Origin of the sequence: Clostridium sp. AUH-JLR23, from assembly GCF_964238065.1 — a bacterium.
Lineage (GTDB): Bacteria > Bacillota_I > Bacilli_A > Erysipelotrichales > Coprobacillaceae > Allocoprobacillus > Allocoprobacillus merdigallinarum.
Map to the genome: position 1 here is coordinate 19,299 of NZ_CAXSKY010000013.1, position 25,824 is coordinate 45,122.

The 25,824-nt window shown below is 30.7% G+C and carries 28 protein-coding genes and 1 other annotated feature; of the genes, 22 read left to right on the forward strand and 6 right to left on the reverse strand.

Translation table 11 applies throughout. From position 1 onward, the window contains the following. Nucleotides 1-84: 84 nt before the first annotated feature. The 5 genes from ACESR5_RS07685 (at nt 85) to ACESR5_RS07705 (ending at nt 4,226) form a co-directional block, all read left to right on the forward strand. A complete protein-coding gene (locus ACESR5_RS07685; protein WP_373154950.1) occupies nt 85-888 on the forward strand; it encodes a Cof-type HAD-IIB family hydrolase in 804 nt (267 codons plus the stop codon). Continuing rightward, a complete protein-coding gene (locus ACESR5_RS07690) occupies nt 888-1,700 on the forward strand; it encodes an alpha/beta hydrolase (RefSeq protein WP_373154952.1) in 813 nt (270 codons plus the stop codon). Before ACESR5_RS07685 ends, ACESR5_RS07690 begins: the two co-directional genes overlap by 1 nt. An 84-nt stretch (nt 1,701-1,784) precedes the next feature. Next, entirely contained in the window at nt 1,785-2,906 is a 1,122-nt protein-coding gene (locus ACESR5_RS07695) for an aldo/keto reductase (protein WP_087243646.1), read from the forward strand. A 136-nt stretch (nt 2,907-3,042) separates the two neighbouring features. Continuing rightward, nucleotides 3,043-3,738 carry a gamma-glutamyl-gamma-aminobutyrate hydrolase family protein gene (locus ACESR5_RS07700; protein ID WP_373154953.1) on the forward strand — a complete coding sequence of 232 codons (696 nt, stop codon included), beginning with the start codon at nt 3,043-3,045 and terminating at the stop codon, nt 3,736-3,738. A gap of 92 nt (nt 3,739-3,830) precedes the next feature. Beyond that, nucleotides 3,831-4,226, forward strand: coding sequence for a cupin domain-containing protein (locus tag ACESR5_RS07705; RefSeq protein WP_087297622.1), 396 nt, complete (start codon nt 3,831-3,833; stop codon nt 4,224-4,226). A 58-nt stretch (nt 4,227-4,284) separates the two neighbouring features. Here the strand turns inward: ACESR5_RS07705 and ACESR5_RS07710 are convergent, their stop codons facing one another. Next, complete coding sequence (locus ACESR5_RS07710) at nt 4,285-5,124, reverse strand: LysR family transcriptional regulator (protein WP_373154955.1); 840 nt, start codon at nt 5,122-5,124, stop codon at nt 4,285-4,287. 102 nt (nt 5,125-5,226) lie between these two features. Here ACESR5_RS07710 and ACESR5_RS07715 point away from each other — a divergent pair, with 102 nt between their 5' ends. The 7 genes from ACESR5_RS07715 to ACESR5_RS07745 all read left to right on the forward strand — a co-directional run bounded on the left by ACESR5_RS07715 (nt 5,227) and on the right by ACESR5_RS07745 (nt 10,344). Next, entirely contained in the window at nt 5,227-6,000 is a 774-nt protein-coding gene (locus ACESR5_RS07715) for an EFR1 family ferrodoxin (protein ID WP_373154957.1), read from the forward strand. Further along, nucleotides 5,997-6,578, forward strand: coding sequence for a histidine phosphatase family protein (locus tag ACESR5_RS07720; protein WP_373154958.1), 582 nt, complete (start codon nt 5,997-5,999; stop codon nt 6,576-6,578). The genes ACESR5_RS07715 and ACESR5_RS07720 overlap by 4 nt, the downstream gene beginning before the upstream one ends. A gap of 10 nt (nt 6,579-6,588) precedes the next feature. Then, complete coding sequence (locus ACESR5_RS07725) at nt 6,589-7,959, forward strand: MATE family efflux transporter (protein ID WP_373154960.1); 1,371 nt, start codon at nt 6,589-6,591, stop codon at nt 7,957-7,959. Between the two features lie 146 nt (nt 7,960-8,105). Next, nucleotides 8,106-8,384: a pyridoxamine 5'-phosphate oxidase family protein gene (locus ACESR5_RS07730; protein WP_373154961.1), complete on the forward strand. Its 279-nt coding sequence runs from the start codon at nt 8,106-8,108 to the stop codon at nt 8,382-8,384. A 27-nt stretch (nt 8,385-8,411) separates the two neighbouring features. Further along, complete coding sequence (locus ACESR5_RS07735; protein ID WP_373154963.1) at nt 8,412-8,729, forward strand: DUF362 domain-containing protein; 318 nt, start codon at nt 8,412-8,414, stop codon at nt 8,727-8,729. Next, nucleotides 8,726-9,586: an NAD-dependent deacetylase gene (locus tag ACESR5_RS07740; protein WP_373154965.1), complete on the forward strand. Its 861-nt coding sequence runs from the start codon at nt 8,726-8,728 to the stop codon at nt 9,584-9,586. Before ACESR5_RS07735 ends, ACESR5_RS07740 begins: the two co-directional genes overlap by 4 nt. Further along, nucleotides 9,583-10,344 carry a protein-ADP-ribose hydrolase gene (locus ACESR5_RS07745; protein WP_373154966.1) on the forward strand — a complete coding sequence of 254 codons (762 nt, stop codon included), beginning with the start codon at nt 9,583-9,585 and terminating at the stop codon, nt 10,342-10,344. The genes ACESR5_RS07740 and ACESR5_RS07745 overlap by 4 nt, the downstream gene beginning before the upstream one ends. 85 nt (nt 10,345-10,429) lie before the next feature. Here the strand turns inward: ACESR5_RS07745 and ACESR5_RS07750 are convergent, their stop codons facing one another. Beyond that, entirely contained in the window at nt 10,430-10,903 is a 474-nt protein-coding gene (locus ACESR5_RS07750; RefSeq protein ID WP_373154967.1) for a glutathione peroxidase, read from the reverse strand. Between the two features lie 135 nt (nt 10,904-11,038). Between ACESR5_RS07750 and ACESR5_RS07755 the strand changes: the two genes are divergently transcribed. The 4 genes from ACESR5_RS07755 to ACESR5_RS07770 all read left to right on the forward strand — a co-directional run bounded on the left by ACESR5_RS07755 (nt 11,039) and on the right by ACESR5_RS07770 (nt 15,345). Further along, nucleotides 11,039-11,497, forward strand: coding sequence for a MarR family winged helix-turn-helix transcriptional regulator (locus ACESR5_RS07755; RefSeq protein ID WP_206080562.1), 459 nt, complete (start codon nt 11,039-11,041; stop codon nt 11,495-11,497). Then, entirely contained in the window at nt 11,490-12,833 is a 1,344-nt protein-coding gene (locus ACESR5_RS07760) for an MATE family efflux transporter (protein WP_168081092.1), read from the forward strand. Before ACESR5_RS07755 ends, ACESR5_RS07760 begins: the two co-directional genes overlap by 8 nt. Nucleotides 12,834-12,899: 66 nt before the next feature. Next, the gene (locus ACESR5_RS07765; protein WP_373154969.1) at nt 12,900-13,550 is read left to right on the forward strand and encodes an HAD family hydrolase; all 651 of its coding nucleotides are present in this window, start codon (nt 12,900-12,902) and stop codon (nt 13,548-13,550) included. Between the two features lie 568 nt (nt 13,551-14,118). Beyond that, on the forward strand, nt 14,119-15,345 hold the full coding sequence (locus ACESR5_RS07770) for an ATP-binding protein (protein WP_373154971.1): 1,227 nt from the start codon (nt 14,119-14,121) through the stop codon (nt 15,343-15,345). Between the two features lie 160 nt (nt 15,346-15,505). Here ACESR5_RS07770 and ACESR5_RS07775 read toward each other — a convergent pair whose 3' ends face one another. Together ACESR5_RS07775 and ACESR5_RS07780 are read right to left on the reverse strand one after the other, a co-directional pair. Further along, on the reverse strand, nt 15,506-15,676 hold the full coding sequence (locus ACESR5_RS07775) for an HAD hydrolase family protein (protein WP_087243710.1): 171 nt from the start codon (nt 15,674-15,676) through the stop codon (nt 15,506-15,508). Between the two features lie 266 nt (nt 15,677-15,942). After that, the gene (locus ACESR5_RS07780) at nt 15,943-16,698 is read right to left on the reverse strand and encodes an HAD-IIB family hydrolase (protein ID WP_373154972.1); all 756 of its coding nucleotides are present in this window, start codon (nt 16,696-16,698) and stop codon (nt 15,943-15,945) included. Between the two features lie 121 nt (nt 16,699-16,819). Between ACESR5_RS07780 and ACESR5_RS07785 the strand changes: the two genes are divergently transcribed. The 4 genes from ACESR5_RS07785 to ACESR5_RS07800 all read left to right on the forward strand — a co-directional run bounded on the left by ACESR5_RS07785 (nt 16,820) and on the right by ACESR5_RS07800 (nt 21,123). Beyond that, nucleotides 16,820-18,136 carry a glycoside hydrolase family 32 protein gene (locus ACESR5_RS07785; protein WP_373154974.1) on the forward strand — a complete coding sequence of 439 codons (1,317 nt, stop codon included), beginning with the start codon at nt 16,820-16,822 and terminating at the stop codon, nt 18,134-18,136. A gap of 150 nt (nt 18,137-18,286) precedes the next feature. Next, complete coding sequence (locus ACESR5_RS07790) at nt 18,287-18,979, forward strand: ABC transporter ATP-binding protein (RefSeq protein ID WP_087243664.1); 693 nt, start codon at nt 18,287-18,289, stop codon at nt 18,977-18,979. Between the two features lies 1 nt (nt 18,980). Next, nucleotides 18,981-20,543: a putative ABC exporter domain-containing protein gene (locus ACESR5_RS07795; RefSeq protein ID WP_191340610.1), complete on the forward strand. Its 1,563-nt coding sequence runs from the start codon at nt 18,981-18,983 to the stop codon at nt 20,541-20,543. Next, nucleotides 20,536-21,123: a putative immunity protein gene (locus ACESR5_RS07800; RefSeq protein ID WP_373154976.1), complete on the forward strand. Its 588-nt coding sequence runs from the start codon at nt 20,536-20,538 to the stop codon at nt 21,121-21,123. Before ACESR5_RS07795 ends, ACESR5_RS07800 begins: the two co-directional genes overlap by 8 nt. A 47-nt stretch (nt 21,124-21,170) precedes the next feature. Here ACESR5_RS07800 and ACESR5_RS07805 read toward each other — a convergent pair whose 3' ends face one another. Then, on the reverse strand, nt 21,171-22,184 hold the full coding sequence (locus tag ACESR5_RS07805; protein WP_373154978.1) for an ArsR/SmtB family transcription factor: 1,014 nt from the start codon (nt 22,182-22,184) through the stop codon (nt 21,171-21,173). After that, nucleotides 22,165-23,406 carry an MFS transporter gene (locus ACESR5_RS07810; RefSeq protein WP_373154979.1) on the reverse strand — a complete coding sequence of 414 codons (1,242 nt, stop codon included), beginning with the start codon at nt 23,404-23,406 and terminating at the stop codon, nt 22,165-22,167. The genes ACESR5_RS07805 and ACESR5_RS07810 overlap by 20 nt, the downstream gene beginning before the upstream one ends. 166 nt (nt 23,407-23,572) lie before the next feature. Here ACESR5_RS07810 and ACESR5_RS07815 point away from each other — a divergent pair, with 166 nt between their 5' ends. Beyond that, nucleotides 23,573-24,085: a hypothetical protein gene (locus tag ACESR5_RS07815; protein ID WP_373154980.1), complete on the forward strand. Its 513-nt coding sequence runs from the start codon at nt 23,573-23,575 to the stop codon at nt 24,083-24,085. A gap of 189 nt (nt 24,086-24,274) precedes the next feature. Further along, nucleotides 24,275-24,479 (forward strand) — a binding site (T-box leader). 114 nt (nt 24,480-24,593) lie between these two features. After that, nucleotides 24,594-25,814, forward strand: a complete 1,221-nt coding sequence (locus tag ACESR5_RS07820) for an argininosuccinate synthase (RefSeq protein ID WP_373154982.1) — start codon at nt 24,594-24,596, stop codon at nt 25,812-25,814. Nucleotides 25,815-25,824 lie beyond the last annotated feature (10 nt).

Consider the following 25,824-nt stretch of genomic DNA (forward strand, 5'->3'; position numbering starts at 1 on the left):
TCTTGAATCAAGATATTTTTCGTTGGATTTATATGGATTTTCAAAGAAGAGAAATGATATAATGATGGCAAGGAGAATGATAAAATGAAAATAGTATTCTTTGATATTGATGGAACTTTAATAAATGCTCAAGAAGGTATGATGCAACCTCGTCATCAAACAAAACAAGTTTTAAAAGATTTTCAGAAACAAGGCAATAAGATCGTTATTGCTTCAGTAAGAGGGGCTATCCCTGAAGGATTAAAAGATATTCCATTTGATGGTTATATTTTATGTGATGGACATTATATCATTTATAATAATGAGATTCTGGTTGATGAAGTTTTAACAACTCCAGAAATACAAAAACAAATGGAAGTTTATCAAAAATATCAAGGGCGACCTATGTTTTATGGACATCATGGAGAATGGTGTGATTGTTTGGATGATGAATTGGTCGTTAAACATCGTGTGATGTTTCAGGGAACAGATCAAAGACCTGAGAATGTAGTAGAAAGATATGAGGCTCAGGATGTAGATGCTATCAGTTGCTGTGTTTTGTTTGAAACAGTGGAACAAATGTGGAAAGCATATCATGAATTAGAAAATGATATGACAATTGTTGCTTATGATCATGGATTGATTCGTATGGATGTTTATCATAAGGGATTTAAAAAAGGAACAGCCTGTAAGTATTTATATCAAAAATTAGGAATTGATCAAAAAGATACTTATGCTTTTGGTGATGGTGTGAATGATATGGAGATGTTTGAGTTGGTTGGACATGGTATTGCGATGGGAAATGCAGTAGATCGTTTAAAAAACATTGCAGAATTTGTTACTGATTATGTTGATTGTGCAGGTATTGATAAAGCATTTTATAAATATTTTGGAAAGGATCTATCATAATGGCATTAGTACAAGTTGATTTTTTCTCAGAAAAGTTAATGCGCACAGTCACAATTAATGCTATTATTCCTGTTGATAAAAAGTTAAACCAGCCAAATAAAAAATTCAAAACATTATACTTATTACATGGAATTTTTGGAAATTATACAGATTGGGTATGTGGTACACGTATTCAAAGGTGGGCACAGGATCATGATTTAGCTGTCATTATGCCTTCAGGAGAGAATAAATTTTATGTTGATAATGAAAACTCCCATGAATATTATTCACAATTTATTGGTGAAGAACTTGTTTCTATCACAAGAGCCATGTTCCCTTTATCACAACGTCGAGAAGATACATTTATTGCAGGGTTGTCTATGGGTGGATATGGAGCTATTATTAATGGACTCAAATATTATCAGACATTTGGTTATATTGCCGCATTGTCTTCAGCGTTATTGATTGACACTTTTATCAATGCTAAGGATGGTGACGACGTACCTTATATGTATAAAAGAAGTTATTTAACTTCTGTTTTTGGTGATTTACATAAGTTAAAAGGAAGTGATAAAGATTATAAAGCACTGATTCAAAATATGGCTATAAAAGATGTGCCTGCGATATATATGGCATGTGGCACTGATGATTCACTGATTAAAGAAAATCGTGATTACCGTGATTTTTTACTTCAACAGGGAATCAATGTCACTTATGAAGAAGGACCAGGTGCGCATGAATGGGATTTTTGGGATCGTTATATTGAACGTGTTTTAGAATGGTTACCACTTGATAAGAAGAATGAAGGAATCAGCAGTGGTCATATAGAATAAGATGAAGAAAGGTGATCCTTTCTTTTTCTTGACCTAAAGTTAACTTTAGGGTGTATAATAAATAATCGAGTAGGAGGAAATGATATGACAAAGAAATTAGGTTTTGGATTAATGAGATTACCATCACTTGATGAAAACGATCCTTCAAAGATTGATATTGAACAAGTGAAACAAATGGTAGATACTTTTATAGAAAATGGATTTACTTATTTTGATACAGCGTGGATGTATTGTGGATTTAATAGTGAAAATGCAGCGAGAGAGGCATTAGTGAAACGTCATGATCGTCAGACTTATACACTTGCTACAAAATTACATTCAGGTTTTATTCAGACAAAAGAAGATAGAGATAAAATCTTTAATGAACAGTTAAAGAAAACTGGGGTAGAATACTTTGATTATTATCTTTTACACGATATTAATACACATAGTATTGAAACATATGAAAAGCTTGATTGTTTTACATGGATTCAAGAAAAGAAAAAACAAGGATTGGTTAAAACTATTGGATTTTCATTCCATGATGGACCAGAATTACTAGAAAAGGTATTACAGGAACATCCAGAATTTGAATTTGTTCAATTACAAATTAATTATTTGGATTGGGATAGTGTAGGTGTTCAATCTCGTCAATGTTATGAGGTGGCAACAAAATATCATAAACCTGTTATTGTGATGGAACCTGTTAAAGGTGGAACATTAGCGAAAGTTCCTGAAAAAGTTGAAAACATGTATAAAGAATATCATCCAGATATGTCAGTACCTTCATGGGCTATTCGTTTTGCGGCAAGTCTTGATAATGTCATGATGGTATTAAGTGGGATGTCTAATATGGCTCAATTAGAAGATAATATAAGCTATATGAAAGATATGCAGCCACTTCATGATGATGAATATCAATTAATTCGTCAGGCTGTTGATATTATTAATTCTACGATTGCTATTCCATGTACAGGATGTTCATATTGTACAGAAGGATGTCCAATGCATATAGCTATTCCTAAATATTTCTCATTATACAATGCTGATTTACAGGAAGTAGAAGAAAAAGGATGGACACCTCAAGGTGAATACTACAATAACTTGACAAAGACTTTTGGTAAAGCAAGTGAATGTATTGGATGTGGACAATGTGAGAATGTATGTCCACAACATTTACCAATTATTGAAGACTTACAAAAAGTAGCACAGCATTTTGAAAAATAAAAGTCAGCATTAGCTGGCTTTTTGCATGTATTCATATTCAAATAAAAAGTGAATAAAATATTGTAAATCATATTTATGTATAAGATATGATTTTTATGATATATTGAATTGATATAAAAGAAGAAAGGAGAAAAGTATGAAAAAGAGAATTGGAATAACATGTAGTGAAGAACTACAAAATGATAAATATATACTTTTTATTAAACAAGATTATTTACAGGCTATTATTGCAGCACAAGGAATCCCAGTTTTATTGCCGCCTGTTCCTATTGAAGATATAGATATGCAATTAGATATGATTGATGGTTTAATGATTATTGGTGGTTGTGATGTCAATCCATTACTCTATCATGAAAATCCATTACCCTTATTAGGTGAAACAGATTATCCTAGAGATTTATATGAGATTGCCTTGATAAAAAAAGCAACACAAAAAAATATACCTATTTTCGGTGTATGTCGAGGACTTCAAGTGATTAATGTAGCTTTTGGTGGAACGCTTTATCAAGATTTATCTTATGCTCCACAGAAAATACTTTTACATTCTCAAAAAGAAAGAAGAGAATGTGCAAGTCATACAATAAACATTCAAGAAAATAGTTTTTTATATCCTATCTTTCAAGATAGAGGATATGTGAACAGTTTTCATCATCAAGCTATTGATCATTTAGGAAAGGGATTAAAAGCTGTCGCATACAGTGAAGATCAGATGATTGAAGCTATTGAACATATATCTTTACCGATTACAGCAGTTCAATTTCATCCTGAAGATATGTGTAAAACTGATCAAAAAATGCAGGAGATTTTTAATCAGTTTGTCGCCAAATGTTAATGCTTTTTAAGCATTGTTGATAATAAAAAATAGGTATTAGATATTTTTGTTTGGTAGATATATAATAGAAGCAGATAGGAGGTTAGAAGAGTATGAAAGATGTTAAAACATTATTTCCCGTTGGAGAAGAAAATACAGCGTTTGCTCAATATTTTATTGGTCAAAGTTATTTACAGCCCCTTGCTGAAAGTTTACCAGTAAGTAATGTCACATTCGAACCAGGTTGTCGCAATAATTGGCATATTCATCATAAAGGTGGACAAATTCTACTGGTTACTGATGGTAGAGGATGGTATCAGGAATGGGGGAAACCTGCTAGAGAATTAAAACCAGGTGATACTGTGGATATTCCTCCAGAAGTGAAACATTGGCATGGTGCTGCTAAAGATAGCTGGTTTGCACATATTGCAATTTCTGTACCAGCAGAAGGTGCTTCTAATGAATGGTTAGAACCAGTAAGTGACGAAGAATACAATAAGTTAAAATAAATATGATATTGAAAAGGATGAAATGAATTCCGTTATTTGGGAACTATTTCATCCTTTTTTATAGATGATATAATAAAGTTCTTAATTGAGATTCGTTTTCTCTAAGATACCAGCAGTAGAACGTCGCATGTGACTGGGCATCTGAAATAGGAATAATCACTCTATTTTGAGGCATGATTTCAGTTTTCATAACATAGTCAGATGTAAATGAAGGTAATGTAGACAGTTCTACCAAATCATAGAAAACAGAACGATCGTTTTGAATCAGAAATTTTGTATGGGGCATTGTTTTTTTATGCATATCATTCCAAAAACCAATATTTGACATTAATAACATTTTCTCTCCATCCATTTCCTTTAATGAGATGGATTTTTTATGAGCTAAAGGATGCGTTAGAGGTAAAGAAAAAAATAATTGTTCTTCCATAAATGGAATACTTTCAATCTGTTCATTTTCTATGTCATAAGGCATGATAATGATTGTATAGTCTTTTTCCTTTAGACCTTTGATTAAGATATGCATATCTTTAATTTCTGTTAATAATGTTCTTTGAGGATAGAACTGTGAAAATTTACGACTTAAATAAGATAATGGTGCTGGCGCACATGAACCAATCGCAAAAGTATGTAGCTTTCTATCAAAATCTACAAGTTGTTTTTTCATATCTTTTGTATCATCTAAAATACGTTTTGCTAGAGAAACAGCTAATAGACCTGTTTCATTAAAAGCAATTTTATTTTTAGTTCTGTTAAATAAATTGACTTCTAACTCTTCTTCTAATTTTTGCATAGAACGTGTTAAAACAGGTTGTGATATATGAAGCTGTTTAGCTGCCTTGGATAATGTCTGACATTCTTGAAATGTAACTAAATGTTGTAGTTGTTCTAATTCTATCATATGAGGACCTCACTATTCTATTTCATTATAGCAGATTTCCATATTGATATTGTACAAAAACAATAAAAATGCTTACAATATCATTGGAAAGAAGGTAGAAACATGATATTTTATTATACGGCAACAGGAAACTGTTTATATGTAGCAAGACAGATTGAAGAAGATCTTTACAGTATTCCACAGGAATTGAAAAAAGAAGATTTACGATATAAAGCTGATAAGATTGGGATTGTCGCTCCTATTTATGCTGGAGAGCTTCCTCAAACTGTTAGACGTTTTTTAGCAAAAGCCAAATTTGATACACCTTATTTTTATATGTTATTGACTTATGGAAATAGAGATACAGTAGCTGGTGTATGGAGTGAAAACTTTTGTAAAGAGCATGGAATACATGTTGATTTTATTCAAACAATTAAAATGGTTGATAATTATTTACCTTCATTCGATATGGAAGAACAGATGGCTATCAATAAGCATGTAGATGAGCAAATTCAAGAAGCGAAAGCTAGACTTGAAGCTCAAGAAAAGGATATACCTCAACCAACGAAAGAAAGCCAGGAAGTTTACCAAATGGTGACAAAAAGATTTACGGATTATCCTGAATTGAATAATGGAGAAACAATTCAAATAACAGATCAGTGTGCGGGATGTACAATATGTGAGCAAGTCTGCCCTATTGGTAATATTCAAATGGTTAATGGAAAAGCTCAAAGAAAGTCAAAAACATGTGATTTTTGTTTGGCATGTGTACAAAACTGCCCATTTCATGCGATTGCGTTGAAGTTTGATAAGAATCCAAATGCAAGATATCGTCATCCAAAAATCACATTAAAAGATATAGTGAAATCAAATCATCAGGGAGGAACAGAAAAATGAAAAAAACACTTTATTTAATGCGACATGGACAAACTTTATTTAATGTTCAACACAAGATACAAGGATGGTGTGATGCCCCTTTAACAGAACTAGGAATGAAACAGGCAAAGATCGCAGGTGAATATTTTAAAAATAATCATATTACATTTGATCATGCTTATTCTTCTACATCAGAAAGAGCTTGTGACACTTTAGAAATCGTTACTGATTATCAGATGCCTTATACAAGAGTGAAAGGTTTAAAAGAATGGAATTTTGGTGTTTTTGAAGGAAAAGATGAGTGTTTGAATCCACCTTTACCATATGGAGATTTCTTCAAAGGATTTGGTGGAGATGGTGAAATGGAATTAAGAGAAAGAATGTCAAGCACATTAACTGAAATCATGAATAAAGAAGATCATGAAGTCGTTTTAGCCGTTTCTCATGGTGGGGCTTGTGCTCAGTTCTATCGTGCATGGGAAGAATATGCAAAAGTAAAGAAAACAGAAAGATTTTATAACTGCTGTATTTTAAAATATGAATACGAAGATGGAATTTTTACATTAGTAGAAATTATCAATCGTAATGTGACTGAATAGAGGTAGACATATGGAAGGTGCAAAAAGAAAAAGCTTTTTTCAGGCTGATGTTGATCTGATTCATGGACCTATATTTCAATCATTGATTACTTTTGCTCTTCCATTACTTGTTTCTAATGTGTTCCAACAATTATATAATACTGTCGATACAATGGTTGTTGGAAATTATTTAGGTGATGTATCATTAGCTGCTATTGGATCATGTACATCTATTTATGACTTGTTAGTAGGGTTTGCATTAGGAATAGGTAATGGATTGGCAATTGTTACAGCCAGAAGTTTTGGATCGCAAGATCGAGAACTGTTAAAAAAATCAGTAGCAAGTTCTATTGTTATTGGATTGATTGTTTCTATCGCTTTAACAACAATAGGAATGATATGCTTACATCCTTTACTTGAATTATTAAATACACCAGTAGATATTATTCAGGAAGCATATAGTTATATTTCAGTTATTGTTTTATTCATTGTTGTTATGTTTGCTTATAATCTCTGTGCTGGTTTAATGAGAGCCATTGGAAATAGTGTGATGCCACTTGTTTTCCTTATCGTCTCATCTTTATTAAATATTGTATTAGATATTTTCTTTATTACACAACTCAATATGGGAATTCAGGGTGCAGCTGTCGCAACGGTTATTTCTCAAGGTGTATCAGTTATATTATGTATTATTTATATTTTCAAAAAGACACAGATCTTATTACCATCAAAAAAACATTTTGTAGTCGATAAAGAATTATATAAAGAATTATTAGGACAAGGCTTTTCAATGGGATTTATGAGTAGTATTGTTTCTGCAGGATCAGTCATTCTTCAGTATGGAATCAACAATTTAGGATATCTGATTATTGCAGGACATACAGCAGCCAGAAAACTCTATATGTTCTTTAATATGCCTTTTACAGCTATGGCGCTTGCAATCTCAACATTTGTCTCACAAAATAGAGGAGCAAATCAGCGCGAAAGAATTCAAAAAGCGATGAAATATGCTTATATTTATGATGTTGTTATGGCAGCTATTGTGACTATCATTATTCTATTATTTGGGTCATCACTTGTAAAATTAATTTCAGGTTCTAGTGAAAGTGTAGTTTTAGATAATGGAACACTTTATTTAACAATTGTGGGACCATTCTATGCAGTATTAGGAGTTTTGATGCAAACACGTTATGCATTGCAGGGATTAGGACAGAAATTATTACCATTGATATCAAGTATTATTGAATTTGTAGGAAAAATTATATTTGTATTTATTTTTATCCCTCAATTCCAATATATGGCAGTTATATTCTGTGAACCCGTTATATGGTGTGTGATGTGCATACAGCTTGTTTATTCTTTATATACAAATCCATATATGCGAGGAATCAAAGAAGATTAGGAAATGCTATCAGGCATTTCTTTTTTTTGTTATAGTTGTAACTATTGAGATTACAACTAAAGAGTGATATATTTTGTGTGAGGGTTGTAATGATTTTTGTTACATTAAAAGTGTTATAAATTTTAAAATCATAAAGGAGTTTCAATATGACGACACATGAAATACTGAAAATTTTACAGGAAGATATTCATACAACTGTTATAGCAACTATAGATGATCAGGGAATGCCGTATACCTGTGCTATTGATATGATGGTGTTAGAGGATGATTATTTGTATTTCTTAACCGCAAAAGGGAAGTCTTTTTATCAAAGATTAATGAAACATCCCCATATTGCTTTAACAGGAATCAAAGGTAAAGATACGTTATCTGCAGTTGCTGTTTCTTTAAATGGAAAAGTCAAAAATATAGGTCATGATAAATGAGAGGATATTTTTGTAAAGAATCCTTATATGAATCAGATTTATACTCCTGAATCAAGGGATGTTTTAGAGGTCTTTCAAATATATGAAAGCAAAGGAGAATACTTTGATTTAAGTCGAAAACCTATATATAGGCAAAGCTTTACGGTAGGAATGACGATAGAAAATGAAGGCTATATAATTACAGACAAGTGCATCAATTGTCAAATGTGTTATGATATCTGTCCCCAAAAATGTATTCATTTATCAAGTCAATCTTTTATGATTGAACAACATCATTGTTTGCATTGTGGAAAATGTCAGGAAGTCTGTCCCGTACATGCGATTATCAAAAGGTGGAGAAAATGAAAAATAAAGATATGCTTATCAAACAAATTGTTAAAATCATGACATCATGTGATGCTATTGTTATAGGGGCGGGATCAGGTTTATCTTCTTCAGCTGGACTCACATACTCTGGAGAAAGATTTGAAACTTATTTTAAGGATTTTATTGATACATATCATTTACGTGATATGTATTCAGCAGGATTTTATCCGTATGAGACATTAGAAGAATACTGGGCTTACTGGTCTAGACATATTTATTATAATCGCTATATTGATTCTCCTAAAAAGACTTATCAGATTCTTTTAGAACTCATTAAAGACAAAGACTATTTTGTTATAACGACAAATGTAGATCATCAGTTTCAAAAAAATGGCTTTGATAAGACAAGATTATTTTATACACAAGGAGATTATGGTTTATGGCAATGTTCTAAGCCTTGTCATCAGCAGACTTATGATAATGAAGATATAGCAAAAGCTATGTTAAAGCAACAAAAAAATATGAAGATTCCATCTCAACTCATTCCATATTGTCCTCGTTGTGGAGCACCAATGACAATGAATTTAAGATGTGATCAGACATTTGTACAAGATGAAGGATGGTATCAGGCACAACAACGTTATCAAAACTTTCTTCAAAAACATCAACATAGAAAGGTATTATATTTAGAATTAGGTATAGGAGCCAACACACCAGTGATTATAAAATATCCATTTTGGAATTATGTATCTCAAAATAAGAATGCAGTATATATCAGTATAAATTTAGATGATCTCTATTGCCCTGAAAACATTCACAAACAATCTATCTTAATTCAAAGAGATATCCATAATATTTTAAATTCTGTAGCGAATGAAATGAGGAATGAGGAATGAGCATGACACAAAATGAAAGATTAATCTATTTAATTCAATATTTATTAGATGAAAACAATATGCATATAGACTTACCTCAAGGTCATGATGAGTTATTTGCGCTTTATCGTGCTTTAGTGAATATCAGGGAAGCTAAATCAGTTTCACAGACATTCTTAAATATTCAAGATGTTATGTTACAAGAAGAAAATGCGAAAAAGGGCGTTGTTTCTTTTGACGAGGCTTCTGATCGTATTCTTTTATGGAGAGGGGATATTACAAGATTAAAAGTAGATGCCATTGTTAATGCTGCTAATAATCAAATGGAAGGATGCTTCGTACCTGGACATCAATGCATTGATAATGCCATTCATACATTTGCTGGAGTACAACTCAGAAATGAATGTCATCATCTTATGCAAAGACAAGGCTATTTAGAACCAACAGGTCAAGCAAAAATAACGAAGTCTTATAATTTGCCTTCTCGATATATTTTGCATACTGTAGGTCCAATAGTAACAGGAGCGGTTACCCATAAAGATGAGGTTTTACTGGCATCATGTTATGAAAGCTGTCTAAGATTAGCAGAAAAGTATCAGCTTCAATCAATAGCATTTTGTTGTATTTCAACGGGTGTTTTTCATTTTCCCAATGAACATGCAGCGAAAATCACATTCAAGACAGTTCATGAATATCTTCAACATTCTACAATTGAAAAAGTTATTTTTAATGTTTTTAAAGAGTGCGATGAAAAAATTTATTTAAAATTATTTGATTGAAAAGATAAATCTGATATTTAAAAGGCTTACTTGTGTTTAAGTAAACCTTTTTAACGTTGAATAATATCTTTTTAAACTGTTTGTACTAAAGAAGTTCAATGATTTTATCTTCAATTTCATAGGGTGTGACTAATGGTTCAAATCTTTCAACAACATGACCATTTTGATCAAGTAAGAATTTTGTAAAATTCCATTCAATCCTTTTTGATAACTCAGGTTTTTGTTGTTCTTTCAAATATGTATATACGGGAGATTCTAATGGACCATTCACATCAATTTTAGCAAATTGAGGGAAACTGACACCATAAGTATCGGCACAAAAAGACATGATTTCTTCCATTGTACCTGGGGCCTGTTCACCAAACTGATTACATGGAAAATCTAAGATTGTAAAGCCTTTTTCATGATACTTTTCATATAAATCTTCTAAATGATCATACTGTTCTGTAAATTCACATTCTGTGGCAGTATTGACAATTAACAAAACTTGACCTTTATATTTTGATAAGGATTCTTTTTGATTATGACTATTTATAACTTCTATATCATATAAATTCATTTTTATCACCATTTTTACTATAACAAGTTTAATATCAAAAGTCAAAGCATGTGTTTTGTTAAAAAGATATTGACAGGCATGGAATAATAGGTTTACTATATAACTGTTTAAAATAAAACAGTTAAGGAGAGAACTATGAAAATCAAAACAGAAAAGGGAATTCAAAAGTTTTTTTCACTGGGAATGCACCCTTATATCATTAAAAAGTATAATTCATTATTTGATGAATTGTTAAAAGAGTATCAGATGACACAAGTTGAAATTGATGTCTTGGCTTTTTTAGCAAATAATCCAGAATATAATCATGCACAAGATATTGTCAATGTGCGTGGTATTTCTAAAGGACATGTCTCATTAGCTATTGAAAAGTTGGTGAAACGAGGCTTAGTGACAAGAAATCCTGATCCTGTCAATAGACGTTGGAATATTTTATGTGTTGAAAAAAAGGCAGATGAGTTAGTTAAAAAAATTCAAAATATTCAACATGCTTTTGATGAACAGGCATATCAGAATATTTCACAGGAAGATATTGTCAAATATCATGAAATTTTACAACAGGTTTATCATAATTTAGGAGGTGGACAACATGAATGAAAGACTGGAAAATGAGAAAATATCAAAATTATTACTTTCACTTGCGATCCCCTCTATTCTTGCTCAACTGGCAACGCTTATCTATAATATGGTAGATAGAATATATATTGGACAGTTAGCTGATGGTGCTTTAGCCATTGCAGGGATTGGATTATGTACATCTATTATTACAATTATTACAGCTTTTACCAATTTATTTGGAAGAGGCGGAGCTCCTTTGGCATCTATTAGAATGGGTGAAAAGAGAATGGATATTGCTGAAAAGATACTTGGAAACTGTGTCTTTAGTTTGGTGATTTCTTCACTTATTATTATGGCAGTCCTGTTAATTTTTGGTGAAGATATTTTAATGTTATTTGGAGCCAGTGAGAATACATTACCTTATGCTATGGACTATCTTTCTATTTATTGTTTAGGAACGGTCTTTGTTCAATTGAGTGTTGGTCTAAATTATTTTATCAATGCACAGGGTTTTGCAAAATATGGAATGTTTACATTACTTATTGGTGGTGTTTTGAATATTATTCTTGATCCTATCTTTATTTTTGGTTTACACATGGATGTTGCAGGAGCTGCAATTGCAACTGTGATTTCTCAATTTGTTTCATGTGTTTGGGTTATGAAGTTTTTATTAGGAAAGAAAACAACTATCCAAATCAAAAAAGAATATTTTAAATTTGATTTAGATATCATGAAAAGAGTCTTAGGTTTAGGTTTTTCTCCTTTCTTTATGAGTGCAACTGAAGGCATACTGCAAGTTTCCTTTAATCGTCAACTTTTATTCTTTGGGGGAGATTTAGCAGTCAGTTCTATGACAATTATGCTATCTATGAATCAGATTCTCCAATTACCAATGGAAGGTATTGCACAAGGAACACAGCCTATTATCAGTTATAATTATGGGGCTAAACAATATGATCGTGTTAAAAAAGCTATCTCTTTAGCTATGAAAGTATCATTAATTTATTCTATTGTGGGTGTTTTGTTGATGGAATTTGTACCACAAGTATTTGTACAGTTATTCTCTAATGATCCAGAGTTAATTGAATTAGCAAGTCGTATGCTAAGAGTTTATATCTTTGGTTTCATTATTATGGGAGCGAACTCAACTTATCAACAATCATATACATCACTTGGATTTGGTAAGATTTCATTTTTCTTTGCTTTTTATCGAAAGATTATCTTATTAATACCACTCATCTATATCTTACCAATATTTATATCAGATGGTGTTTTTGCGGTTATGTTAGCTGAACCTCTTTCAGATTTAATCACAACAATAACAAATACATTCTCATTTAGAAGATTTATGCATAAGCATTTAAAAACAGAGTAGTTCATAACTTTTCTTGTTCTTGAATATGAAGATATGCTAGAATAAGGAAAGAGGAAGTGAATGTAGATGAAAAAAGCAGTTATATTTGATATGGATGGTTTGATGATTGATAGTGAAAGAGTGACATATAATGAATATGTAAAAAAATTGGCGCAATTAGGACACCATGATTTTACAGAAGAATTATATAGAAATTGCTTGGGTAAAAATAAGCAGGGAATCTGTCAGGTATTTATTGATCATTATGGTCAAGATTTTCCAATGGATGAAGTATGGGATGATGTTCATGTATGGATTGATGAAAGTTTAAGACAATATGTTCCTAAGAAAAAAGGATTAGTAGAATTATTAGAATACTTAAAAGCCAATAATTATAAAACAATTGTGGCAACATCAAGTGGGAGAGCACGTGTAGACGAAATTCTTAAAAATGGGAACTTAACGGAATACTTTGATGATTCCATTTGTGGTGATGAAGTGACTCATGGTAAACCTCATCCAGAAATCTTTTTAACAGCATGTCAAAAACTCGATGTCAAACCAGAAGAAGCTTTGGTTTTAGAAGATAGTGAGGCAGGTATTTTAGCAGCATATGATGGACGTATTGATGTGATTTGTGTCCCTGATATGAAATATCCTGAGCCACAATTCGTTGAAAAAGTGACCAAAATTATTGATTCATTAGATGAAGTGATTGATTATTTAAAAGCACAATAAAAGAAGATGTCATAAAGTAGAGTTAATGTAAATGGACATCTAGAATGACAAAGGCTATACAATGACTGGAATTTATATTATTGTGAGGTCAATCACACACCAAATAATTGAGGAGTTATGAAGATAGAGATTTACAAAGGACGTTAATAAATGCGTCCTTTTTATATTAATGAAAACATATTTCATGAAAAACTATTTAGAATTAATCTTGAAATGTGCTGGATTTGAAGAAAAATATATAAGATGTATTAGAAGATAATAAGAACTATCTACATTGAATAAACTCGCATTTTTAACGACACTATCAAAAATAGAGAGGAGGGACAAAATCCAACACTCAAATTTCTTTTTTAGTAGGAGAAAATCAGTGCGATTTTTGGAGGGCTATGTAGAAATTTTATTGCGATTTTTGGATATAATAAATTTATAGGAGGAATTTGCCAATGTTTAAGCGAAAAATTTATGAAAAAATAAAAGAGTGGAAAAGAGAATCAAATGGGAAGACAGCCCTACTTATTGAAGGAGCACGCCGTGTTGGGAATCAACTATAGTAGAAGAATTTGCAAAGATGGAATATGATAGTTATATCCTCATTGATTTTTCTATTGCTTCTGCACAAATTAGAGAGTTATTCGATGATATGTCTGATTTGAATTATTTTTTTCTTCAACTTCAATTGCAATATAAAGTAGACTTAATCGAAAGAAAGTCTGTTATTATTTTTGATGAAGTACAGCTTTGTCCTTATGCAAGACAAGCAATCAAGACATTGGTAAAGGATGGAAGATATGATTATATTGAAACTGGTTCATTGATTTCAATCAAAAAAAATGTGAAAGATATTCTCATTCCAAGTGAAGAAAGAAAACTGCAAATGCATCCAATGGATTTTGAAGAATTTCTTTGGGCTTTGAATGATAATTCTACTATGAAGTTATTGAAAAGCGTATTTGATAATAAGAAGAATTTTGGAGACAGGCTGAATCGAAAGTTGATGCGTGATTTTCGTTTATATATGCTGGTAGGTGGAATGCCACAATCTGTCAATGAATACATTACAACGAATAATTTTAGAAAAGTAGATATGGTAAAAAGAGATATTCTAAATTTGTATGAGGATGATTTTAGAAAAATTGATTCTACTGGAAGATTGGCAATGCTTTTTGAAGCAATTCCATCCCAGTTAAACAAGAACACCAGAGGATTTCAAACGAAGAAAATGTTGAATTCATATAAAACGACTGATAACTCTATTTTAAGTATGATTTCAGAGCTAAAGGATTCTAAGGTCGTGAGTGTTGCATATCATGCAAATGACCCTAATGTAGGATTGTCTGCTTATAAAGATTTAAACAAATTCAGGTTGTATCTGGCCGATACAGGACTGTTTGTTACACTTCAATTTAAGGATAAAGACTTTACAGATAACATTATCTATGAAAAATTATTGAATAACAAACTTTCTGCAAATTTAGGCTATTTATATGAAAATGCAGTTGCACAGATATTAACGTCAACAGGAAATGAATTATTTTATTATACTTTTTCTAATGTTAAGCAAAAGAAAAATTATGAGATTGATTTTATACTATCTAGGAAAAATAAGATTTGCCCTATTGAAGTCAAATCATCAAATTATAAGGTTCATACTTCTATTGATGAATTTTATGTTAAATTTTCTGACAGAATTCTTAATCGCTATATTATTCACTCAAAAGATGTATCTAAAGACAAAGATATATTATGTAATCCATTTTATTTGACACAGTTTATTGCTCAAAAAGAAGATATATAAACTAGGGTATTAACTAAAGGGTCAAATCAAAAATAAGTTCATCTAAAAAAGTAAGATGAATCAATTATTTTGATATAATCAAAAAGGTACCAATTTTCAATTGAACCAGTATCTTAACTTAATCCTTAAAATCTTATATCATTCTTATTGACTATAATTATCATTTCATAGCTTTGATTTCTTCACCACCACTACCCATGGCTACACCAACGTGGCAATATTCTAACATTGGGATATCAATTTTAGCATCTCCAAAAGCTAGGGTATCTTCTATACTGGCATGAAGATGTTTCAGAAGTTCATCAATTACATGAGCTTGTTGGATGGCAATTGCAGCAGATTCAGGTAATTTGTTTTCATAGTTTCATAATGTTCCATCAACATTAATAAATACGATTTTATTCATTTTTTCACTCGTTTGCTTGATACCTTTATTATAGAAAACAATACACGTAAAGCTATATGCTTTTATGAAATCAAAAAAATATGCAGAAATAAGATATGAACTTTAATTTTCATGAAAAAAATTATCATTTAGAAAAGTATATCTCTCATTATAAAAGAGATATATTTTGCTAAACATATAACAAGAAGTCATCATTCTATTTTGTTATAACATTTTAAATTGGCAATCGCTTCAGCAACACTATAAACATGAAACTGGGTAATATCTTTTAATGTTTGAGGAGCATCAACAAAAGTGATAGGAATATCAACATTTGTCAGCATTGATAGATCATTATAAGAATCGCCAATACCCGCTAAAGAAGTTATTTGATAATAGTCTTTAACTCTTTTTAATGCCTCTCCTTTAGAACAACCCTTTGGCACAATATCAATGGAATCTTTGTTTTGAAAGGCTTCTATTTCTTTAAATGTTTGATTTATTTTTTGTGTTTCTTGTAATGCTGTTGTTTCATCATGAAAAACCAAAGAAATTCCATAAGCAGAATCCTCAAAATCTTGAAGGTCAGATATTAAATAACAATCATCTTCTACAAATTCTTTATCTGTTTTATATGTAAGATGATGACTAGCATGAATAATAATCAGGGCATGCTGATTATATTGATAAAATAACTGATGTAGTATTTGATGATCTATAAACTTTTCATAAATTACATGTAAAGCACGATCTAAAATAAGAGCTCCACTTGTTATAATATAGAAATCAGGGTGAATCTGGTCAGATAGGTGTACAACACCCTGATAAGGACGACCACTACATAAACCAAAGAGATACCCTTGATTTTGATAATTTTGTATAGCTTGACAGTCTTGAATTGAAATTTGTGGATTTCTTTCTTGGAAAAATAAAGTGTGATCAATATCACTTGCTAGAGCCTGCAACATCATAACCTCCTTTTGAATCACTTCTACTTTATAGAATAATGTATCAAATCAGTCTCGTCAAAAATAAATCTTTTTCATGTCAATCAAAACATGATATGATACATATAAGGAGGAAAACATCATGAAACCAAAAATACATTTTACAGCACCATATCATTGGATTAATGATCCTAATGGTTTAATTTATTATAAAGGAAATTATCATATTTTTTATCAGCATTTTCCATATGAAAATTTTTGGGGAACAATGCATTGGGGACATGCAACGACAAAAGATTTTATTCATTTCCAACATTACCCTATTGCCCTATATCCATCAAAAATTTATGATCGCAATGGTTGTTTTTCAGGTTCAGCTATTGAAAAAGATGGAAAATTATATCTTTATTATACGGCTATTCGCTATGCGAAAGAAAATCCTGAGTATGTACACATCCAATATAGTGATGATGATTTGATTGCATCACAGGCATTAATGATATCTGATGATGGTTTTCATTTTGATAATAAGGATGGAAAACAAAAGATTATTGATGTTATAGAAGATAAAACTTTAGGAGATGTGAGACATACAAGAGATCCTAAAGTGTGGAAAATGAAAAATGGGAAATATGCTTTAATTGTAGGTAGTAAAGTTCCAAGTGAAACAGGCTATTGTGGAGAAGTTTTATTATATGAAAGTGAAGATGCTGTTCATTTTACATATAAGAATCGTTTTTTAGATGATCGTATTGGTGATATGTGGGAATGTCCTGATTTGTTTGAAATCAATGGACAATACTTTATGATTTTTTCGCCAGAACATATTCGAGATTCACAGCCAGATAGTGTTGCTGTTATAATGCCAGTCAAATTTGATGAAGAGACTATGACAATTACAAAACAGGGAGATTATATGTATCTGGATTATGGTTTAGATTTTTATGCGCCTCAAACTTTTCTAGATGAGAATGGTCAGCGCACAATGCTAGCTTGGATGCGTATGCGAGAACCAGTTGAAAATGAATCATGGACAGGATTATATATATTGCCAAGGGTTTTTGAATATAAAAATGATCATGTTTATCAGTCAGTACATCCACATGTTCAACAATACTTCCATTGTCAAGTAGATAGTGTCAGTTTGAAAGAACCATTTTATATGCATGTCAAATTATACTCAAATAGTCAAATTTGTTTAGGTGGCATGAAGCTTTTTATACAGGATGATTGCTTATGTTGTGATAGAATGGAAGTTTCCATTCAACATGATAAAGTTTGTAATGTGAATAAAACACCACCATTAAATGGACATTATGATTTAGAAATTTATTATGATTATCATATTTTTGAAATTTATATCAATGGTGGATATTATGTACTGAGTCAAATTGTCTATGACATCAATGATCATATTGATTATCAAAATGTAGATATCATAGAGATGAAAATGAATTAATGAAAAAAGATTCTAACGATAAGTTAGGATTTTTTTATATGATAATCAATGACATTTGATTTATGATAGCTTATAATAAAATTATCAGCTTGCCCCTTGCAAAAATATCGGAGGGGGGGTATATAATAAAAAAGAAAGAGGAGGGATGATATGATAGAAATACGACACCTGACAAAAAAATATGGAGATTTTAAAGCAGTCGATGATGTTGAACTGATTGCTGAAAGTGGAAAGATTACCATCCTATTAGGACCTAATGGAGCAGGAAAATCAACCACAATTAAGAGTATAGCGAATCTTTTAAAGTTTGAGGGGAGTATTGACATTTGTGGTTATGACAATGCCTCAATTGAGGCGAAACGATGTTTTGGATATGTGCCAGAAACACCAGTTCTCTATGATTTATTAACTGTTGAAGAACATATTGATTTTATTGGTCATGCCTATCAGATTGAAAACTATAAACAAAAAGCAGAAAAATATTTAGAATTATTTCAATTGACTGAAAAAAGAAAGAAGATGGCCAAAGAATTAAGTAAAGGTATGACACAGAAATTAAGTATGTTATTGGCCTTTATGATTGAACCAAAAGCATTATTGGTGGATGAGCCAATGGTGGGGTTAGATCCAGCAAGTATTGAAGAAACACTTAAATTATTAAGAAATATAGCTGATAATGGATGTGCGGTTTTAATCAGTACACATATTATTGATATTGTCAGTGATATTTTTGATGAAGCATATATTATGAAAGAAGGACATATTATCAAAAGAATCAAAAAAGATGAACTTCAAGAAGAGAGCTTAAAAGATTACTTCTTTGAATTAACTGAAGGAGAATAGTATGAAATCATTATGTTTATTATGGTTTATGAAAACAAAAGCGACAGTGAGAAATCTCTTTAAGAAGCCATCAAGTGCAATCTTTACGATCTTTATTGTCCTTTTATATGGTTTTGTATTTTATAGTTTCTTATTTTTACCAAAAGATCAAAGTTATATGGTTGTGAATTTTGAATTGCATTCATCTATTTTATTATTTGTTGGATTTTTGGCTTTAATGTTATTTTCTACGATGCTTTCTTCAAGAAAAGCTTTGTTTTCTGGAGAAGATGCTTATTTCTTATTTAGTGGACCCTTTCATAAAAAGCAAATTATGACATTCTTAACATTTCAAACCTTTTTGCAATCCATATTGTTATCATTTTTTGCATTGATTTTCTTTATTGGTATGAATATGGGAATCAGTGTAGATTTCGGATTTATAGGACTAGCATTATTAGGTAGTATGTTAACTATTATGATCTTTCTTGTTTTTATTGATTATAGCTATATTTTATCAATAGGTGATCAAAAATATAAAAAGATAAACTATATAATCGCAGGAATATTTGGGATTGTGCTGGTGATTATTTTAGGACTGACATATTTAGAAACAGGAAGGATTCAAACAATTATGATTGATTTTATTGAATCACCACTGTTTTATTTTGTACCTGTTTTTGGTTGGTTAAAGTTGACTTTGATTTCTTATGTGACATCTCAAATGGGTATGGTTTGTTTAGGATTATTGCTTTTGGTTATAAGTTTAGTCATTATCTATCTATTATTTATTACTTACAAAGGTGATTTTTATGAACAGGCATTACAAGATTCATTAGAGTTATCAAAACAATTAAAAGAATTTAAAGCGGGTAATCAGGATGCTTTAAGAAATGTGAAAGTGAAAAAAACCAGTGTGAAAAGATTTTATGATGGTGCTTATGCAGTGTTATCAAAAAATCTATTATTGATGAAAAAGAAAGGGAATATAATCTCATGGAATGATATTATTTCCATAGGTATTTATTTGGTTATAACTATTTTTTCTGATTTAGGATTTGGTTTCTTTATCTATATGATGATAATCTGGTTATTTATGATGATGCAAACCAGTGATTTAGTAGGTGAATTAAAAAATTATCAGATCTATCTTATACCTGATAAACCTTATAAAAAGCTTATTGCTGTGATGATTCCAACTTTTATGAAAGTATCCATCATTGGAACTTTGTCTTTTATTGTTGTGGGAATGTATTATCATGAAACATTTTTAACCATTTTCATGTATCTGATTAATATGTTTGGTTATATTTTTATCTTTATGAGTGCCAGTGTGCTGACAATACGATTGTTAAAAAGTCGTACAACACAAGTCTTTGAAAACATGATGCGTATGTTGATTATGATTGTCAGTGCCTTACCAAGTGTTATATTAACAGTGATTTTTATGATGACAAATGCATTAACGCCAACGGTTCTTACTATGCTTTCAATGGCCTCATTAGCAACGAATTTTATATTAGCGCTTATTATTCTATGGGCATGTCAAGGTATGATGAATGGCAGGGAGTTAAAGAGTGAATAAAATAGATTTAACAGATATGAAAATCAAATGGAAAAGAAAAAATCAAATTCTTTTTTCAAGGGAAAGTGCCTGTTTACAGGACTTACTGGCAGATATCAAAAAGCAATCTCATCAGACCCTCGTTTTGTGGGCAATGAAATTTGTAGAAGAAATCGTCATCACATTAGAAAATAAATATCCAGATGACAATCGACCTAGAGTCGCTATTGAAAAAACACGTCAATGGGCAAGAGGAGATATCAAAATGCCAGAAGCCAAAAAAGCTATACTTGCTGTACATGCAATGGCTAAAGATATAACAGATGTATCAGATCAGGCTTTATGCCATGCTGTTGGACAGGGTTGTGGAACAATTCATGTAGAAACACATGCAATTGGACTGGTTGTCTATGAATTAACAGCTATTGTCAGAAGGTATGGTATTGATGACTGTGAGCAGATGTTAATCAAAAGAATCAATGAATATCAGACATATCTTCTAGAATGTGCTAAAAAGACACATCAGTATCAATGGGCAAAATTTATTAGTGATGATCCTCATGCGAATAAGGAATATTTATTAGGGCTAAAAAAAGGATAAGTTTAAAATACCCCGTTATGAAAATAGACAAATAACGGGGTTTACTTTTATTCTTTTAATAGTTTTTGATGTAAATATTGAATCATATGTTCAATTTCTGCTTCATTTAATGAATAATAAATACGATTATTCTCTTTTCTAATACGAATAAAATCTCCATCCAACAAAGCATCCATATGATAAGAGATTGTTGGAGTTTTGAGATTCATAGCTTTCGCAAGTTCATGACCATACATAGATTTCTTTTTCAACAAAGTTAAAATTTCAAACTTGGATTTATCACTTAAGACTTTTAAAAAGTATTCTAATTTTTGTTGTTCACTACGTGATTCATGATATGAAGTTAATGCTGTATTTTCTAGACCTGCTCCTATCAATAAAATATAATGATAATCTTCAACCATTAATATAAGCCCATTGTAATTAACAAAAGTAGGATAAATAGAGATAGGTGTTTCATCTATTTTTAAACCAATATGTCCAAAAAATTGATTTAAGTCATCTTGATTGATATTGTGAGTACAGTTAAAAAGCATAGGATTATAATCAATAGATTGATAAATCTCTTGAAACTGTTTAAAGATCTCAAATAATCCATGAATCATTTTATTAGGATGATAAAGTGTTTCAATCAAATCCAATTTTGCTTCATTATCAATAGATAATTTTCTAATACTTTCAATATAATCATTTTGAAAATCAATAAATTTTAAAGTATCTTCTCTTAATTCCTTTGTATCAAAATGTGTAAATTTTTGAATGAGTTCTTCTTGCATATGATGTTTTGGAAATTCACTCACAAAGAAAAATGCATTTAAAATAAAATCAGCCAAACATAAAATTTCATTATTATCTAATTGATATGATTGAAAATAAGTTTGCAGATTTTTTATTTTTTTAGCTTTTCTAACTAATACATCATGTTGTTTTTTTAGATTTTGAAAGTGTTCATTTTTTTGTTTGATATCTAATGAAATGGCTTTTGGACCATTCACACATTCAAATCCTAAATCTCTCCATTCCTTATACCATAAAGGTTCATTATATATTGTCTTTTTCATCTTGATCAATCACCTCATCAATAGAGTTATATAATAGAATTCCTCCTATTATCATAACAAATATTCCTGTAAAAATAAAAATATTTTGAATAGAAAATAAAGAACTCATGAAACTCATAAAAAATGAGACAAGAGGAATGGTAGAAACACCAAAAGAATTCATAATCGCACTAAAACGTGCTAAATAACTTGAGTGTACTTTTTGTAAAACCATGATTTGACCATACATATTAGCAAAAACAACAATCATACCAAATAGAATAGCCAGTGTCATAATAAACAAAGATTTGATTATTGTGATAGGAATATAAGAGATAAGTATAGACGTGATATAGAAAAAACTCGCTCCAGCAAATAAAGATTGTATCATTTTTTTAGCATTCATATAAGAACTGATATAGGGATAAAGAGTCGCTCCTAAAACACTTCCTATACTAAAGCCCATTGATAAGTAAGCAACCATCTGTGGACCACTGTGATAAACTTCAACGCTTAATGCACTGGAAAAGGCATTAATAGGAACTAAAAATGCATTGATACAACAACAAATCAAGCAAAGATAAATCAATGACTGTTTTGTTTGGGTATAGTGAAAGCCTTCTTTTAATAAAGAAATCGTTGATTGCTTTTGAATATTTGAATTATCATGAAAATGAATATGACCAATCATAAGTCCACTGACTATAAATGAAAGACAATCAATAATAAAAGTGATCATGATTCCAAAGCTATTTAATAAGATGCCAGCTAATCCCATACCAACAATTTCTAATGATTTAGATAGTGAGGTATGCAAAGATTGTGCAATGTCATATTTTTCCTTGGGAACTAAAGAAGCAATCATTGGTGTAGAAGAAGGAACTCTTAAGGTTTCTAAAATAGAAATCATAAATGTTGTGAACATAATGATATAAACATTTAATTGTTGAAACATATAGAAAAGAATAAGGAGCATAGCTAATAATGAACGTAGAAAATCACTTAAAGCCATGAGCCTTTTTTTATTTCTTTTTTCAATAAATGCTCCCATAAAAGGTGTCAAAAAAATAGTTGGTAAATAGTTAATACCAAAGTTGAAGGCAGAATACATAGCATTACCAGTGATTGCATAAACAAGCCATGTTAAAGCTAAAGCATCAATAGAGTCACCAAAACGATTGATTCCAGTGGCAATGGCTAACTTCAAGAATGCTTTTTCATCTTTTAGTGTCTGATATTTCATAACGCCCCTCCTTTGTTAGATAAATATCTAATTATATATTCAGTATATATAAAATTATAACAATTATTAGATAAATGTCAATGTTCATATTAGATTATTATCTAATATATAAAGAATTGCTTTTTTGTTTGATTTGGTATTTAATAAAGAAAAGGGGGCTTATATCATGACAGATGAACAGATCATCATGCTTGTCTTTCTTATCATTGCTGGATTAGGATTGATATTTACTTTTGTTGGAATATTCATCATATTATGGCAAAAAAGAAAGGTGAAACTTTGTCAAGAAATGACACATGGAATTGTTGTAGATTATTGTTATAGGGGAAATGGAGTGATTGTGCCAGTTGTTGAATATCATGTGCTTGGAGAAACTTATAAGAAAGTCAGAACTTTCCGTGGTTATATCACGAAAAGTTGGAGAAGAGATGGAGAACCATATGTACGAGTAACAAAAAATGATTGTTTATCCATTGCAGGTGGCAGAATGGGAAAAAGTGATGCACAGAATATGTGGCCATTAGGATCAAATATGGCTGTTTATTATCATCCAATGAAACCTAAAATGGCTTTTATTGAAAAAATACCTGAACATCAGTCAATTCTGGCTATGATATTTATAGGTGTAGGCATTTTTTTGATTATCATTATGGTGTTGATTGTTTATTTTATTTTATAACAAGATCTAAGAGAAAATATGTATAGGAAGTTTTATTATCATTCGTTATAATGAAAGATTTTAAAGTATTTTATTAGAAAAAAAGTTATATATAAATTTGAAATTCCATAAAAATAATTAATAAATTTTGAAAAAATAAAAATTTTTATTGACAAAATAAAAACATCCATGTATCATAAACGCATATTTAAAAAATCGTTGATCAGGAAGAGTAATTTCTTGAACGCTTCAAGCGAGGTAGTACAGAGTGGAAGACTACTAAGTGGAAAGGAATGAAACGCACCTGTGAGAGTCCATTGGAAATGAGAGTATAATGGAACGTAACCTGCGTTAAGGGATAGAGTGGTTAGTTTTTCTAACAACTAGAGTGGTACCGTGTATATGCACCTCTGGAGAAATCCAGAGGTTTTTTGTTTATAGAGAGGGTGATTGAATTGCGGCGATTGATAGAAAGAATGAATAAATATAATAAAAGAGAAATACAAAATAATGAAAAGGAGAATGAACAATGGAAAAGAAACAATATAAAAAAGTCGTATTAGCTTACTCAGGGGGATTAGATACATCAATTATTATTGCATGGTTAAAAGAAAATTATGGTTGTGAAGTGATTGCCGTAGCTGGGGATGTTGGTCAAGGAGATGAACTTGAAGGATTAGAAGAAAAAGCTTTAGCTACAGGAGCATCTAAATATTATTGTGCTGATTGCAAGGAAGAGTTTGTGAATGATTTTATTTTCCCAGCTATCAAAGCCAATGCTGTTTATGAAGGAAAATATTTACTAGGAACTTCTCTAGCAAGACCGATCATTGCGAAAAAATTAGTAGAGATTGCCAAAAAAGAAGGTGCAGATGCCATTTGTCATGGTTGTACAGGTAAAGGAAATGATCAAGTCAGATTTGAACTCACAATCAAAGCTTTTGCTCCAGAATTAGATATTATTGCACCATGGAGAGTATGGGAATTAAAGAGTAGAGAAGATGAAATTGAGTATGCCCAAGCGAGAAATATTCCTTTAAAAATCAATAAGGAAACAAATTATTCTAAAGATAAAAACTTATGGCATTTATCACATGAAGGATTGGATCTTGAAAATCCTGCTAATGAACCTATGTATGACAAGATTCTTGAATTAGGTGTCACACCAGAAAAAGCACCAGACAAGCCAACATATATTACAATTACTTTTGAAAAAGGAATTCCAGTTGCTTTAAATGGTGAAAAAATGAATGGTATTGATTTGATTACTGCTTTAAACAAAATTGGTGGAGAAAATGGTATTGGCATCATTGATATGGTTGAAAACAGATTAGTTGGTATGAAATCAAGAGGTGTTTATGAAACACCAGGTGGAACAATTCTTTATAAAGCACATGCTGATTTGGAAGAAATCACAATTGATAAAGAAACACAACATTTCAAATATCAGGTTTCTCAAAAGCTAGCAGATATTTTATATAACGGTCAATGGTATACACCACTAACAAAAGCATTACTTGCTTTTATTGATGAAACACAAAAGACAGTCAATGGAGAGGTGAAATTAAAACTATATAAAGGAAATATTATGGGAGCTGGTATGACTTCACCAGATACTTTATATAGTGAACAGACAGCCTCATTTGGAGAAGATGAAGATTATAATCAAATGGATTCTCAAGGATTTATTAATTTATATGGTTTACCTATTAAGGTGAAAGCTTTATTAGACCAACAAAGAAAGAAATAGGAGTTGAAAA

What these genes read in the sequence shown, in the direction of transcription:
- ACESR5_RS07815 (WP_373154980.1), top strand. Translation starts at nt 23,573, where the DNA reads ATGACAGATGAACAGATCATCATGCTTGTCTTTCTTATCATTGCTGGA.
- ACESR5_RS07720 (WP_373154958.1), top strand. Translation starts at nt 5,997, where the DNA reads ATGAAAAAAACACTTTATTTAATGCGACATGGACAAACTTTATTTAAT.
- ACESR5_RS07755 (WP_206080562.1), top strand. Translation starts at nt 11,039, where the DNA reads ATGAAAATCAAAACAGAAAAGGGAATTCAAAAGTTTTTTTCACTGGGA.
- ACESR5_RS07745 (WP_373154966.1), top strand. Translation starts at nt 9,583, where the DNA reads ATGAGCATGACACAAAATGAAAGATTAATCTATTTAATTCAATATTTA.
- ACESR5_RS07805 (WP_373154978.1), bottom strand. Translation starts at nt 22,184, where the DNA reads ATGAAAAAGACAATATATAATGAACCTTTATGGTATAAGGAATGGAGA.
- ACESR5_RS07780 (WP_373154972.1), bottom strand. Translation starts at nt 16,698, where the DNA reads ATGTTGCAGGCTCTAGCAAGTGATATTGATCACACTTTATTTTTCCAA.
- ACESR5_RS07740 (WP_373154965.1), top strand. Translation starts at nt 8,726, where the DNA reads ATGAAAAATAAAGATATGCTTATCAAACAAATTGTTAAAATCATGACA.
- ACESR5_RS07795 (WP_191340610.1), top strand. Translation starts at nt 18,981, where the DNA reads ATGAAATCATTATGTTTATTATGGTTTATGAAAACAAAAGCGACAGTG.
- ACESR5_RS07730 (WP_373154961.1), top strand. Translation starts at nt 8,106, where the DNA reads ATGACGACACATGAAATACTGAAAATTTTACAGGAAGATATTCATACA.
- ACESR5_RS07715 (WP_373154957.1), top strand. Translation starts at nt 5,227, where the DNA reads ATGATATTTTATTATACGGCAACAGGAAACTGTTTATATGTAGCAAGA.
- ACESR5_RS07685 (WP_373154950.1), top strand. Translation starts at nt 85, where the DNA reads ATGAAAATAGTATTCTTTGATATTGATGGAACTTTAATAAATGCTCAA.
- ACESR5_RS07735 (WP_373154963.1), top strand. Translation starts at nt 8,412, where the DNA reads ATGAATCAGATTTATACTCCTGAATCAAGGGATGTTTTAGAGGTCTTT.
- ACESR5_RS07725 (WP_373154960.1), top strand. Translation starts at nt 6,589, where the DNA reads ATGGAAGGTGCAAAAAGAAAAAGCTTTTTTCAGGCTGATGTTGATCTG.
- ACESR5_RS07760 (WP_168081092.1), top strand. Translation starts at nt 11,490, where the DNA reads ATGAATGAAAGACTGGAAAATGAGAAAATATCAAAATTATTACTTTCA.
- ACESR5_RS07770 (WP_373154971.1), top strand. Translation starts at nt 14,119, where the DNA reads ATGGAATATGATAGTTATATCCTCATTGATTTTTCTATTGCTTCTGCA.
- ACESR5_RS07705 (WP_087297622.1), top strand. Translation starts at nt 3,831, where the DNA reads ATGAAAGATGTTAAAACATTATTTCCCGTTGGAGAAGAAAATACAGCG.
- ACESR5_RS07690 (WP_373154952.1), top strand. Translation starts at nt 888, where the DNA reads ATGGCATTAGTACAAGTTGATTTTTTCTCAGAAAAGTTAATGCGCACA.
- ACESR5_RS07765 (WP_373154969.1), top strand. Translation starts at nt 12,900, where the DNA reads ATGAAAAAAGCAGTTATATTTGATATGGATGGTTTGATGATTGATAGT.
- ACESR5_RS07810 (WP_373154979.1), bottom strand. Translation starts at nt 23,406, where the DNA reads ATGAAATATCAGACACTAAAAGATGAAAAAGCATTCTTGAAGTTAGCC.
- ACESR5_RS07820 (WP_373154982.1), top strand. Translation starts at nt 24,594, where the DNA reads ATGGAAAAGAAACAATATAAAAAAGTCGTATTAGCTTACTCAGGGGGA.
- ACESR5_RS07790 (WP_087243664.1), top strand. Translation starts at nt 18,287, where the DNA reads ATGATAGAAATACGACACCTGACAAAAAAATATGGAGATTTTAAAGCA.
- ACESR5_RS07785 (WP_373154974.1), top strand. Translation starts at nt 16,820, where the DNA reads ATGAAACCAAAAATACATTTTACAGCACCATATCATTGGATTAATGAT.
- ACESR5_RS07750 (WP_373154967.1), bottom strand. Translation starts at nt 10,903, where the DNA reads ATGAATTTATATGATATAGAAGTTATAAATAGTCATAATCAAAAAGAA.
- ACESR5_RS07700 (WP_373154953.1), top strand. Translation starts at nt 3,043, where the DNA reads ATGAAAAAGAGAATTGGAATAACATGTAGTGAAGAACTACAAAATGAT.
- ACESR5_RS07710 (WP_373154955.1), bottom strand. Translation starts at nt 5,124, where the DNA reads ATGATAGAATTAGAACAACTACAACATTTAGTTACATTTCAAGAATGT.
- ACESR5_RS07695 (WP_087243646.1), top strand. Translation starts at nt 1,785, where the DNA reads ATGACAAAGAAATTAGGTTTTGGATTAATGAGATTACCATCACTTGAT.